Consider the following 12,752-nt stretch of genomic DNA (forward strand, 5'->3'; position numbering starts at 1 on the left):
AGGAGCGCACCCTGTGCGCGATGCTCTTGGCTCCGTCCAACATCAGAGCATCGCGCACAGGGTGCGCTCCTACCCGTGGCGAGCTTACCGATCCAGGCGGTCGTGCTTCAGCGGGTCCTTGCCTTCGCGCAGCCGCCTCAGGTCGTACTCGGACAGGCTGTCCCCGCGCGCGTTGCCGACGATGCGCGCCTGCACGAAGGCCAGCGTGGTGGCGAAGATGCCGACCAGCCCAACCAACAGCCAGAAGCCCCAGGCGCCGGCACCCTGGCGGGTGAAGCACAGCGCGAATGCAAACACGGTGGAGGCGAGCAACACCCAGCGCATGAGGTAGGCCTCGACAGGTCGAAGCGCCGCCGGCGGCGGCGGACGAACGATCTTAGCGTCGCTGCGTTGCGTCGGGTGCGCAGCCTGTCACGCCCGCGCCGGGATGTCGCGACGGCTGAGACCCAGCGGCGCGACGCTGCGCCAATGGACGAGCTGCCGCCATCGCCATCGCTTCCCACCGTCCGCGCGCACAAGGGCCGCGGCGCGGCCTCCAACCCGGAAGGCCGCTTCGAATCGATCCGCCACCACGCCGAGGACGACGGTTGGCAAAGCGCGCTGCTGGATGAAGCTGCCCCGCGCCCGCGCACAGAGGTCACCGAGGAACGCGCGAAGAGCGTGATCACCCGCAACGACTCGCCCGACATCGCGTTCGAGCAGGCGATGAATCCGTATCGCGGCTGCGAGCACGGTTGCGTTTATTGTTTCGCGCGGCCCAGCCACAGCTACCTCAATCTCTCGCCCGGGCTGGACTTCGAGACGAAGATCCGCGCCAAGGGCAACCTCGCCGAAGTGCTGCGCACCGAACTGGCGAAACCCGGCTACAGCCCGAAGCCGATCAACATCGGCAGCAATACCGATCCCTACCAGCCGATCGAGAAGAAGTGGAGGCTCACCCGCGCCGCGCTGGAAGTGCTGGCCGAGTGCCGCCACCCCTGCACCCTCGTCACCAAGAACGCGCTGGTGGAACGCGACCTCGACATCCTTGCGGAGATGGCGCGCGGGAACCTCGTGCAGGTCTTCGTCTCGGTCAACTCGCTGGACAACCACCTGGCCGCCAAGCTCGAACCGCGCGCCAGCGCGCCGCACCGCCGCCTCAAGGCCATCGCCGCGCTGGCCGAGGCCGGTGTGCCGGTGGGCGTGCTGGTGGCGCCGATCATCCCGGCGCTCAACGACAAGGACATGGAAGCCGTGCTTGAACGCGCCCACGCCGGCGGCGCCCGCTGCGCCGGCTATACCGTGCTGCGCCTGCCGTGGGAACTGAAGCAGCTGTTCCGCGAATGGCTTGCTCTGCACGCCCCGCAGCGTGCCGAACATGTGATGAGCCTGGTGCAGCAGATGAACGGCGGCCGCGACTACGACTCGGACTTCCGCACCCGCATGCGCGGCCAGGGCGTGTTCGCCGACCTGCTGCGCAAGCGCTTCGAACTCGCCTGCCGCCGGCACGGCTACGGCCGCGCCCGCGAGCTGCAACTCGATACCTCGCGCTTCGTGCCGCCGCCCAAGGTGTCGCCGCAGGGGGAGCTGTTCTAAGCGGTCAGCCGCCGGCAGGCAGGTACTTCTGGAACCAGTCCAGCGCCCGCTGCAGCACATCGCGCTGGTGGACAGGGTCGACGAAGTGGTGGCCTTCGTTGGGGTAGACCACCAGCGAGGTGGGCACGCCCTGCGCGCGCAGCGCGTGCCACATTTCGAACGATTGCGGCGCGGGGCATTCGGCGTCGCGGTCGCCGACCACGATCAGCATCGGCGTCTTCACCTGCTTGACGAAGTTGATGGCCGAGCTCTTCGCGTACACCGCCGGGTCGTCGTACACGCTGGCGCCGAAGAACGGCGGCATCCACTGGTCGATCAGGTTCTGGCCGTAGTAGCTCTGCCAGTTCGAGATGCCGGCACCGGCCACCACGGCGCGGAAGCGGTGGGTCTGGGTGGGCGCGAACATGCTCATGAAGCCGCCGTAGCTCCAGCCGGTGAGACCGAGCCGCTTGTCATCGACGGGCACCTTCTTCTCCACCGCGTCGACGCCGGCGAGGATGTCGCGCAGGTCGCCGTAGCCGAAGTCCTTGCGGTTCGCCTGCACGTACTTCTCACCCTGGCCGAAGCTGCCGCGCGGGTTCGGCATGAACACGAAGTAGCCCAGCGCGGACAGTGGCGCGCCGCCGTAACCGACGCCCGGCCAGCGCGGGATCACCGCGCTCGACGGGCCGCCGTGCACCACCACGATCATCGGGTAGCGCTTCTTCGCGTCGTAGTTCGCCGGATACAACAGCCAGCCCTGCACGTGGAAACCTTCATTGTTCCACTCGACCGACTCGGCCTTGCCCCACGACGGCTTGAGCCCGGCGTTGAACGCGGTCACCGCAGGTGGCGGGGCATCACGCAGTGCGCCGGCATGCACTTCGCCGGCGGCGGCGTACGAGCTCTGCACGAACGCGATGCGCGTGAGGTCGGCTGACAGCGACATCGCCATCGACGCGCTGCCGTCGCCGATGCTGGCCGGCACGGTGAAATGCACGCGCTGCTGTTCGGCGCGCGTGGCCGACACGGCGTAATCGGCCAGCTGGCTCCGGCCGTTGTCGACCTGGCTGACCAGCATCGACTGCGGTGAAGTCCAATGCAACCAGCTGGGCGTGACCTTGATGTCGCGCGTGAGGTCGACCAACTCGCCGCCGCCGGCCGGCACCGCGTAGAGGTCGCCGCCGGTGGCACCCTGGTCGCTCATCAGTCCGCCGATGAAGGCGATCCGCGTGGCATCCGGCGACCAGCGCGGCAGCGCGATCTGCAGACCGTGCAGCGAGCCGCTGGCGGTGCTGGCCGGATCGACCAGCACGCGGGTGGCAGCATCGACCTGCGCGCCCTGCACATAGAGCTTGGCGATCCACCAGTTGTTGTCGCCCGGTGGCGGCGCAGCGGTGTAGGCAATGCGCGAACCGTCCGGTGACCACTCGAACTCGTACGCGTACATGGCGGCCGGGGTCAGTTCGCGCAGTGCGCCGCTGGCCACGTCGAGGCTGGCCACGCGCTGCACTTCCACGCCGCTCACGCCGATCTCGCCAGCCGCCGGCTTGGCCGCGGCGGTGGCGCTGGCGCGACGAGTGGCGCCGGGCACGTAGAGGAAGCCGAGCGATTTGCCGTCGGCGCTCCACTGCAACGCGTGCGCGTAGCCGGCTAGCGTGGCCAGCGGCCTGGGCGAACCGTTGCCCGCGCTGTCGCCGTGGCCGGCGTCCGCCACGAAGACGGTGTTCTGCATCGCCTTGGTGCTGGTCAGGTCGACGCTGCAGTTGGAAATGAAGGCGAGGCGCCGCGAATCGGGGGCCCAGGCGATGCCGGATTCGGCGCATTCGCCCGGCTTGCTGGCAGCGCTCACGCGGCGCGCGTGGCGACCGTCCGCAGCGGCCACCTCGATCGCCGGCTTGCCATCACGCTGGATCACCCACGCCAGCTGCTGGCCGTCCGGCGAGATCGCCGTCGCCTGGATCGCCTGCGCCTTGCCCAGCTCGGCCAGTACCTGCTCGATGCGCGGATCGACCGCGGGCGCAGCGGCGAAGGCCGGCGATGCCAGCGCGAAAGCCAGCAGCGACGAGGGCAGGATCAGACGTGCAGGTTTCGGCATGGGGGCATTCCGGCGTAGGAAAACCCGACGCTACAACCGCGGCATCGCATGCGCCAAGTGCAGGACGGCATGGCCGCCGCGCCGGTGCTCAGCGCGTGGCGGTGGCCGCCTGGCGCGTCGCCTCCAGCGTGGCGAGCCGGGCACGGATCGCCGGGATCGCCGCCAGCGCGGCCTTCTCGCCGGCCAGGATGGCCTGGTTCTTCTGCTCGAAATCGGTCGGGCCGATGCCGGTGAGGACGGGCCGGATCACCACGTCGGCGCGCGCGCTTTCCTGGGCGGCCAGCTGCCGGCCCATGATGGTGATGGACTGGCCGACGATGCTCATCATGCCTTGCGGGCTGCTGCCGTCGGGCGCGGCGGAGATGTCCACCGCGATCACGAAGTCGGCGCCGAGCTGGCGCGCCGCGTCGACCGGAATCGGGCTGACCACGCCGCCGTCGACGTAGTGCTTGCCGCCGATCTCCACCGGCTCGAACACGCCGGGAATGCTCGAGGACGCGCGTACCGCGCGGCCGACGTTGCCGCGCACGAACACGGTGCGCGTGCCGGTCTCCAGCTCGGTGGCCACCGCGGCGAACGGCAGCTTCAATTGTTCGATCGGCTGCCTGTGCAGCAGCAGGTTGACGTAATCCTGCAGCGCCTGGCCCTGCACCAGGCCACCGGAGAACAGCCGCACGTCGCGGATCTTCGCCTCGTCCAGGCCGAGCGCGGTCTGCTGCAGCGCGAACGCGTCCATGCCGCTGGCGTACAGCGCGCCGACCACGCTGCCGGCGCTGGTGCCGGCGACCACGTCTGGATGGATACCGCTGGCTTCCAGCATCTTGATCACGCCGATGTGCGCGAAGCCCTTCGCCGCACCGCCGCCGAGGGCGAGGCCGATCTTCAGCGGCGCCGGTGCCACCGTCACCGGCGGCGGCACGGGCTTGGCGGCGTGCGTGCAGGCACCCAGCGCGAACGTGGCGAGCAGCGGCAGGAGCAGGCGGCGGAAGGGCATGGTCGATATCGGTCCGGGTCGGTCTCCTCCCCCTGCAACGTAGGGGGAGGTCGGGAGGGGGTGCTTTTGACGTTGGGGCGAAGAGCAACCCCACCCCGGCCCTCCCCTGCGGCGCAGGGGAGGGAGCAGGAAGCGTCAGCCCAGCGCGCCGTCGGCCTCCAGGTGATAGTGCGTGGCCACTTCCACCTCGGCCTTCGAGCCGAGGAACACCGGCACGCGCTGGTGCAGGCCGCCCGGCTGCAGCTCCATGATGCGCTGGCGGCCGGTGGTGGCGGCGCCGCCGGCCTGCTCGACGATGAAGGCCATCGGATTGGCCTCGTACATCAGGCGCAGCTTGCCGCCCTGTTTCTCGATCTTCGCGTCCAGCGGGTAATAGAACACGCCGCCGCGGGTCACGATGCGGTGCACGTCGGCGACCATCGAGGCAACCCAGCGCATGTTGAAGTCCTTGCCGCGCGGGCCTTCCTTGCCGGCCAGCAGCTCGCCGACGTAGCGCTGCATCGGTGCCTGCCAGTGGCGCTGGTTCGACATGTTGATGGCGAACTCGGCGGTGGCTTCCGGGATGCGGATGCCGCGGCGGCTGAGGATGAAGCTGCCCACCTCGCGGTCCAGCGTGAACTCGTGGGTGCCGTAGCCGAAGGTCAGCACCAGCACGGTGGACGGACCGTACACCACGTAGCCGGCGGCGAGCTGGGTGGTGCCCGGCTGCAGGAAATGCTCGGCCTTCGGCTCGGTCACCCCGTCGGGGCAACGCAGCACCGAGAAGATGGTGCCGACGGAAATGTTCACGTCGATGTTCGACGAGCCGTCGAGCGGATCGAACAGCAGCAGGTGTTGACCCTTCGGATAGCCGTCCGGAATCTGCTGCGGGTCTTCCATTTCCTCCGAGGCGCAGGCGGCGAGGTGGCCACCCCAGGCGTTCGCCTCCAGCAGGATCTCGTTGGAGATCACGTCGAGCTTCTTCTGCGCCTCGCCCTGGATATTGCCTGTGCCGGCCTCGCCCAGTACGCCGCCCAGCGCGCCCTTGCCGGTGGCCACGCCGATGCGTTTGCAGGCGCGCGCGACCACTTCAATCAAGAGCGAAAGTTCGGCGTTGATGTTGCCGGCGCGGCGTTCCTCGATCAGGAACTGGATCAGCGAGACGGGTTTCATGTCGGGTCCATGGCAAGAGGAAGCGCCATTGTCCCGGTCCCGACTGAACGGTGCCAGCCCCGCGCCCCGCGTGCCCGCATTCGGCCCGGCTGCTGACATCACGTTGGCAGCAGGGGGCGGACAAGCTGTCCCTCCACAAGCGGAGGGATACGACATGCGCGACACGGTTTACTTCCTGGTGTTCGACGGCTTCGCCGACTGGCAGGCCGCGCTGGCGCTGTGCGAGATCCGCCGCCCCGGCGACTGGCGGGTGCAGACGGTGGGCTTCTCGCTGGCTCCGGTGGTCTCGATGGGCGGTCTCCGCGTGCAGCCGGAGCTGTCGCTGGACCAGCTCGACCTGCAGCGTGCGGCCCTGCTGGTCGTGCCCGGCGGCCACCTGTGGCAGCGCGACGAAGCCGCCGAGGCGGTGGTGGCGATCCGCCGGTTGTACACGGCCGGCGCGCCGGTGGCCGGCATCGACAGCGGCGTGCTGGCGCTGGCCCGCAGCGGCCTGCTCGACCACTGCCGGCACACCGGCAACTGGGCCGGGCACATCGACAGCCACGTGCCGGCCTACGCCGGCGCGGAGCAGTACGACGCCGGCGTGCTGGCGGTCAGCGACGGCGGCGTGATCAGCGCCAGCCACCTGGGCAGCGTGGAGTTCGCGCGCGAGGTGATCCGCACGCTGGACCTGTACAGCCCCAGCGATCGCGAACACTGGTACCGCCTGTTCAAGCATGCGCAGCCGCTACCGTGGTGTGCTGGCGAAGCGGCGGCAGCCTGAGGAGTGGCGACATGACGAACAGATCCGTGCTCGACCGCGTGCTGACCGCGTACCGTCCGCTCTATCTGAACGGCCTGCTGCTGGACGGTCAGTACAAGCTGCTCCAGCCAGCTCCGACCGATGCCGCGCCACGCCCCCGTCGGCGCGCCCTGTTGGCCGCGTTGACCCACCTTGTATGGCCCGCGCGCGGCAAGCCATGATCATCGACCACATCAGTCTGCCGAGCAGCGACCTCGCCCCCAGCCGGGCGTTCTTCGGCCTGGCGCTGGCCCCGCTGCGCATCGGCGTGGTGAAGGAATATCCCGGCGCGGTCGGCATGGGCCGCGACGAGCCGGCGTTCTGGCTGGTCGCGGGCCGCCTGTGCCAACCCCACTGCACGTGGCCTTCGTCGCCGCCAACCGCGCGCAGGTGGACGCCTTCCACACCGCCGCGCTGCGTGCCGGCGCCGTCGACCACGGTGCGCCGGGCCTGCGCCCGCACTACCACGCGAACTACTACGCCGCCTTCGTGATCGGCCCGGACGGGCACAACATCGAGGCGGTCTGCCAACTTCCGCGGGACTGAATCACTCATCGAGCAGGAGTACCCGGCGTGGACACGACATCTCGCGTCACCTTCTTCCATGCGCCGCAGAGCCGCTCCGCCGGGGCCCGTGCGTTGCTGGAGGAACTCGGCGCCGACTACGATCTGCACGTGCTCAGCCTGAAGGCTGGCGAACAGCGCCAGCCGGCCTATCTGGCGGTCAATCCGATGGGCAAGGTGCCGGCGATCCATCACCACGGCGCGCTGGTCACCGAGCAGCCGGCGGTGTTCATCTACCTGGCCGATCTCTACCCCGCCGCGAAGCTGGCACCCCCGCTGGGCGATCCGCTGCGCGGGCCGTACCTGCGCTGGCTGGTGTTCTATGGCTCGTGCTTCGAGCCGGCGGTGGTGGACAAGTCCATGCAGCGCGAACCGACGCCGCCCTCGACTTCGCCCTATGGCGACTACGACACCGTGCTGAAGACGCTGGTCGACCAGCTCGAAAAAGGCCCGTACCTGCTCGGCGACACCTTCAGCGCAGCCGACGTGCTGTGGGGCACCGCGCTGAACTGGACCACGATGTTCAAGCTGGTGCCGGAGCTGCCGGTGATCCGCGCCTACATCGACCGCGTGCTGGCGCGCCCGGCGATGCAGCGCGCCGCAGCCAAGGATGCCGAACTGCTGGCCGCGCAAACGGTGTGACGCGATGAGGCGTGACCTTCGGCGCTGTTCGCCGTCATCTGCCTCCGCGATGATGCGCGGATGCGCCGCGCCGATCGCCTGTTCCTCATCATCCACGCCCTGCGCGGTCGGCGTACCGCGCTGCAGGCGCGCTCGCTGGCGCAGACGCTGGGGGTGTCGCTGCGCACCGTGTACCGCGACGTCGCCGATCTGCAGCTGTCCGGCGTGCCGATCGAAGGCGAGGCGGGCGTCGGCTACGTGCTGCGCAAGGGTTCGGACATCCCGCCGCTGATGTTCACCGCGAACGAGCTCGAGGCGCTGGTGGTCGGCACGCGGTTCGTGCAGGCCTTCGCCGGCGACAGGCTGGCCGGCGACGCCCGCGCGGCGCTGCTGAAGATCGAGGCGGTGCTGCCGCCGGAACTGCGCGAGCGCGCTGCGCGCACGCGCATCTACGCGCCGGTGTGGCGCGACGAGTACAAGCTGGCGTTCGCCGCCCGCATCGACCGGCTGCATGCGGCCATCGAGGCACGCCTGGTATTGCAGCTGACCTACAGCGATGAAGGCGGCAACGTCAGCCGGCGCGAGGTCGAGCCGTTGTGCCTGGCGTTCTGGGGCGGCAAGTGGACGCTCGGCACGTGGTGCCGGCTGCGCGAGAATTTCCGCAACTTCCGTCCCGACCGCATCGATGAACTCGCCGAGACCGGCGAGAGGTTCGACGACCGGGTGGGCCATGATCTGGATACCTACCTGCAGTCGATGCGCGGCTACTACGCCGGCATGGAATAGCCGTCCGTCCGCGCAGAAAATTGCGTGCCACAGCCAGCTCTTATCGGCCCGGCCCGGCTCGGGTACGCTCGGCGGCACGGCATCTGCCCGGAGGAGTCATGCCATGTCGTCAGGCCTGCATCACCCGTTGTTGAAGATCGCCCCGGCCAAGCTGCGGCCGACCCAGCTCACCGTGGGCCGGGCCGAGGTTGCGGGCAAACGCGCAGAATGGGAAAAGCTCGGTCGGAAGAAGCGCAAGGAGCTGATCCAGGCGCACTGGTTTCCCGGTGTGCTGGGGCCGAAGCAGCGCGTCTACATCGTCGACCATCACCACCTCGGGCTGGCCTTGCTGGAAGAGGGGGTGAACAGCGTGCCGGTGATGATCCAGCGCGATTTTTCCTGGCTGGAGCCGGACGTGTTCTGGCGCACGATGGAGTTCAACCGCTGGGCGCACCCGTACGACCAGCACGGCACCCGCACCGACTACGCCGCGATCCCGGCCAGCTTGAGCGAGATGGCCGACGACCCCTACCGCACCCTTGCCGCACGGGTGCGCACGGCCGGCGGTTCCGCGAAGGACGCCACGCCGTACGCGGAGTTCCTGTGGGCGGATTTCTACCGCCGCCGGCTCAAGCTGCCGGGCGGCAAGGTCGGCGCGAAGGCGTTGCAGCAGGCCCTGCTGCTGGCGCACAGCCATGACACGGCGTACCTGCCGGGCTGGAGCGGGCTGATCGAATGAAACTGGGCCCGACATCTGCGTCCGCGGCGGGTTCCAGCTTCGGCGTCGATGTCCTGGCCGGCGTGTCGATCGCCGGCCTGCTGCTGCCCGAGGCGGTGGCGTACTCGGGTATCGCCGGGTTGCCGCCGCAGGCCGGCGTGATCGGCCTGTTCGCCGGCCTGGCCTGCTACGGCCTGATCGGCCGCAGCCGCTTCGCGGTCGTCTCGGCGACCTCGTCCTCGGCGGCGGTGCTGGCGGCAGCGACGCTGGCGCTGGCCGGCGGCGACGGCGCGCAGCGTCTCGCCACTGCAGCGATGCTGGTGGTGCTGGCCGGCGGCAGTTTCCTGCTCGCCGGGGCGGCCCGGCTGGGCGCGCTGTCGAACCTGATCGCGCGGCCGGTGCTGCGCGGCTACGCGTTCGGCCTGGCCTGGGTGATCGCGATCAAACAGCTGCCGCACGTGTTCGGGGTGTCCACCCGGCACGGCGATGTGGCGCGGGTGCTGGTCGAGCTGGTCGAACAGTTCCGGCAATGGCAGCCGGCCGCGATCGCCGCCGGTGCGGCCGCCCTCGGCTTGCTGTTCCTGTGCGGGCGGGTACGGCGCCTGCCGGGCAGCCTGCTGGCGATCGTGCTCGGCATCGCCGCTTCCGGCTGGCTGGCGGGGCAGGGCGTGGCGCTGGTCGGGCCGGTGCAGCTGGCCCTGGCATGGACGGCGCCGGCGTGGCCGGACGCGTCGCAGTGGCTGCCGAACATCGAGCTGGCGGCGGCGCTGATGCTGATCCTGTATGCCGAGTCGTACAGCGCCATCCGCAGTTTCGCCTTGAAGCACGGCGATCCGGTGCGGCCGAACCGCGACCTGGTCGCGCTCGGCGTGGCCAATGTCGTCTCGGGCCTGTTCCACGGCATGCCGGTCGGCGCGGGTTACTCGGCCACCTCGGCGAACGAGGCGGCCGGCGCGCAGTCGCGGCTGGCCGGACTGGTGGCAGCGATTACCGTGCTGCTGCTGGTGCTGCTGTTCCTGCGCTGGATCGAGCGCATCCCCGAGCCGGTGCTGGCGGCGATCGTGATCCACGCGGTGAGCAAGTCGTGGCGGCTGGCGGTGTTCCGGCCGTACCTGCAATGGCGGCGCGACCGGCTGGTGGCGCTGGCCGCGGTGCTGGCCGTGCTCACCCTGGGCGTGCTGGACGGCCTGCTGTCCGCGATCGCGTTCAGCCTGCTGCTGTTGCTGCGCCAGCTGGCGGCGCCGCGGATCAGCGTGCTCGGCCGGCTCGCCGACAGCCATGACTTCGTCGACACCAAGCAGCACCACGCCGCGCGCGAGCAGCCCGGCATGGTGATCCTGCGCCCGGAGGAACCGCTGTTCTTCGCCAACGCGGAACCGACGCTGGCGCTGGCGCGCGAGCGGGTCAGCGAACGCAGCGGCATCCGGGTGGTGGTGCTCAGTCTGGAGGAGTCACCGGATCTGGACGGCACGGCCGTGGAGGCGCTGGCGGAATTCGCCACCTGGCTGCAGACTCGTGGAATCGCGCTGCGCGTGGCACGATTGAAAGATGCCGTGCACGCGCTGCTGCTGCGCGCGGCACTGCCCCAGCTGCCGCCCGCGGCGCTGGCTTACTGGAGCGTGGAGGATGCGGCGAAGCCGCCCGCTGCGCCGTCATCGGTGGAAGGAACGGTTTCGTGAGCATGGCAACAAGATGGGCGTGGCTGGGCCTGGGCGCACTGGTCCTGGCGGCGCCGGCATGGGCGGCACAGGACGCGGCGGCCCGCTTCAGGCAGATCTACCAGCAGGAATGGAGCTGGCGCAGCGCGCAGTCCGGCGTGCTCGCCGCCGGCGAGGCGCAGCCGAACGCTGGCCGGCTGGACAACGTCGACGCGGCCAGCCAGCGGCACCGGCTGGAGTACTGGCAGAAGGTGCGCGACCGACTCGGCGCGATCGAGCCGCGGCAGCTGTCCGCCGAAGACCAGGTCAACTACGCCGTGTACCGCGCGCAGATCGACAACCTGCTCGCCGCGCAGCGATTCAAGGCGTGGCAGATGCCGTTCAACAGCGACTCGGCGTTCTGGTCGGACATCGGTTACGTGCTGGGTGGCGACCGCCTGCGCACGGCCGACGACTACCGGCGTTACCTCGACCGGCTGGAGCAGATCCCGGCCTACTTCGACCAGCAGATCGTGAACATGCGCGCGGGCCTCAAGCGCGGCTTCAGCGTGCCGCGGGCGGTACTCGACGGGCGTGACGCGTCGATCGCCGCGGTGGCCGAACTGAAGGATCCCACCCAGAGCAGCTTCTATGCGCCGTTCAGGCAGTTGCCGGCGTCGATCCCCGCCGACCAGGCGCAGGCATTGCAGGGCCGGGCGCTACGGCAGATCCGCGACGAGGTGATCCCCGCCTACGCGAAGCTGCTGGCGTTCTTCCGCAACGAATACGTGCCGCAGGCGCGCACCACGCTGGCGGCGGAAGCGCTGCCCGACGGCAAGGCCTACTACCGCCAGCAGATCCGCGAGTACACCACGCTCGAGCTCGACCCAGACGAAATCCACCGCATCGGCCTCGACCAGGTGGCGAAGCTCCACGCACAGATGCTGGAGGTGATGGCCGACACCGGCTTCAAGGGCAGCTTTGCCGATTTCCTGAAGTTCCTGCGCACCGACCCGCAGTTCTACGCGAAGACGCCGGACGAGTTGCTGATGCGCAGCGCCTGGGTGGCCAAGCAGGTGGACGGCCAGATGCCGCGCTACTTCGGCCGCCTGCCGCGCGCGCACTTCACCATCAAGCCGGTGCCGGCCGACATCGCGCCGTACTACACCTCCGGTCGCGGCGGCGCCGACGCCTACCTGGTCAACACCTACGACCTGAAGTCGCGGCCGCTGTTCAACGTGCCGGCGCTGACCCTGCACGAGAGCTACCCCGGTCACTCGCTGCAGCTGGAGCTGGCCGACGAGCAGCACGACCAGCCCGCGTTCCGCCGCAACGGCTACATCTCCGCCTACGGCGAAGGCTGGGGGCTGTACTCGGAATATCTCGGCAACGAGATGGGCATCTACCACACGCCGTACGAGCGCTTCGGCTACCTCACCTACCAGATGTGGCGCGCCTGCCGGCTGGTGGTCGACACCGGCATCCACCATCTGGGCTGGACGCGCCAGCGGGCGATCGACTACCTCACCGTCAACACCGCGCTGTCCGCGCGCGAGATCGCCAACGAGGTGGACCGCTACATCAGCTGGCCGGGCCAGGCGCTGTCGTACGAACTGGGCTACCTGAAGATCCGCGAGCTGCGCGCCAAGGCCGAGCAGGCGCTGGGCGGGAAGTTCGACCTCCGCCACTTCCACGACACCGTGCTGCAGCTGGGCTCGGTGCCGCTGCCGGTGTTGGCGCAACGCATCGACCGCTTCATCACCGACGGCGGCCCGGAGCCGGACTACGCGTGCGACTGCGCGAAGGCAAAGGGCACTCCGGGCCGCTGAGCCTCGGGGATGGGCCGTTGGCTTTGCTGTAATCATGGA

Annotated in this window: 12 protein-coding genes and 1 pseudogene; 9 read left to right on the plus strand and 4 right to left on the minus strand. The window is 69.6% G+C overall.

Annotation, left to right across the window (positions count from 1 at the left end):
* Positions 1-84: 84 nt before the first annotated feature.
* A complete protein-coding gene (locus UUA_RS15475) occupies positions 85-324 on the minus strand; it encodes a hypothetical protein (RefSeq protein ID WP_008438538.1) in 240 nt (79 codons plus the stop codon).
* Between the two features lie 144 nt (positions 325-468).
* On the opposite strand from UUA_RS15475, the gene UUA_RS15480 reads away from it, so the two are divergent.
* Positions 469-1,575 (plus strand): PA0069 family radical SAM protein, encoded by a 1,107-nt coding sequence (locus UUA_RS15480; RefSeq protein ID WP_008438540.1) that lies wholly within the window; start codon positions 469-471, stop codon positions 1,573-1,575.
* A gap of 4 nt (positions 1,576-1,579) precedes the next feature.
* Here UUA_RS15480 and UUA_RS15485 read toward each other — a convergent pair whose 3' ends face one another.
* The 3 genes from UUA_RS15485 to UUA_RS15495 form a co-directional block, all read right to left on the minus strand.
* Positions 1,580-3,652, minus strand: coding sequence for a S9 family peptidase (locus UUA_RS15485; RefSeq protein ID WP_008438541.1), 2,073 nt, complete (start codon positions 3,650-3,652; stop codon positions 1,580-1,582).
* Between the two features lie 88 nt (positions 3,653-3,740).
* Positions 3,741-4,646, minus strand: a complete 906-nt coding sequence (locus tag UUA_RS15490) for a patatin-like phospholipase family protein (RefSeq protein WP_008438542.1) — start codon at positions 4,644-4,646, stop codon at positions 3,741-3,743.
* A gap of 135 nt (positions 4,647-4,781) precedes the next feature.
* Positions 4,782-5,798 carry a class 1 fructose-bisphosphatase gene (locus UUA_RS15495; RefSeq protein WP_008438543.1) on the minus strand — a complete coding sequence of 339 codons (1,017 nt, stop codon included), beginning with the start codon at positions 5,796-5,798 and terminating at the stop codon, positions 4,782-4,784.
* Between the two features lie 154 nt (positions 5,799-5,952).
* Here UUA_RS15495 and UUA_RS15500 point away from each other — a divergent pair, with 154 nt between their 5' ends.
* The 8 genes and pseudogenes from UUA_RS15500 to UUA_RS15535 all read left to right on the plus strand — a co-directional run bounded on the left by UUA_RS15500 (position 5,953) and on the right by UUA_RS15535 (position 12,713).
* Entirely contained in the window at positions 5,953-6,561 is a 609-nt protein-coding gene (locus UUA_RS15500; RefSeq protein ID WP_008438544.1) for a DJ-1/PfpI family protein, read from the plus strand.
* Between the two features lie 11 nt (positions 6,562-6,572).
* Entirely contained in the window at positions 6,573-6,761 is a 189-nt protein-coding gene (locus UUA_RS15505; RefSeq protein ID WP_008438545.1) for a hypothetical protein, read from the plus strand.
* Positions 6,761-7,125, plus strand: a pseudogene (locus UUA_RS15510) (VOC family protein). The gene UUA_RS15505 and the pseudogene UUA_RS15510 overlap by 1 nt, the downstream one beginning before the upstream one ends.
* A 27-nt stretch (positions 7,126-7,152) precedes the next feature.
* A complete protein-coding gene (locus UUA_RS15515) occupies positions 7,153-7,785 on the plus strand; it encodes a glutathione S-transferase family protein (protein ID WP_008438548.1) in 633 nt (210 codons plus the stop codon).
* A 60-nt stretch (positions 7,786-7,845) separates the two neighbouring features.
* Positions 7,846-8,550, plus strand: a complete 705-nt coding sequence (locus UUA_RS15520) for a helix-turn-helix transcriptional regulator (protein WP_008438549.1) — start codon at positions 7,846-7,848, stop codon at positions 8,548-8,550.
* Between the two features lie 103 nt (positions 8,551-8,653).
* Positions 8,654-9,268, plus strand: coding sequence for a ParB-like protein (locus tag UUA_RS15525; RefSeq protein ID WP_008438551.1), 615 nt, complete (start codon positions 8,654-8,656; stop codon positions 9,266-9,268).
* Entirely contained in the window at positions 9,265-10,926 is a 1,662-nt protein-coding gene (locus UUA_RS15530) for a SulP family inorganic anion transporter (protein ID WP_008438552.1), read from the plus strand. The genes UUA_RS15525 and UUA_RS15530 overlap by 4 nt, the downstream gene beginning before the upstream one ends.
* 2 nt (positions 10,927-10,928) lie before the next feature.
* Complete coding sequence (locus UUA_RS15535) at positions 10,929-12,713, plus strand: DUF885 domain-containing protein (RefSeq protein WP_039954246.1); 1,785 nt, start codon at positions 10,929-10,931, stop codon at positions 12,711-12,713.
* Positions 12,714-12,752 lie beyond the last annotated feature (39 nt).

Source organism: Rhodanobacter thiooxydans LCS2 (assembly GCF_000264375.1).
Taxonomy (GTDB): domain Bacteria; phylum Pseudomonadota; class Gammaproteobacteria; order Xanthomonadales; family Rhodanobacteraceae; genus Rhodanobacter; species Rhodanobacter thiooxydans.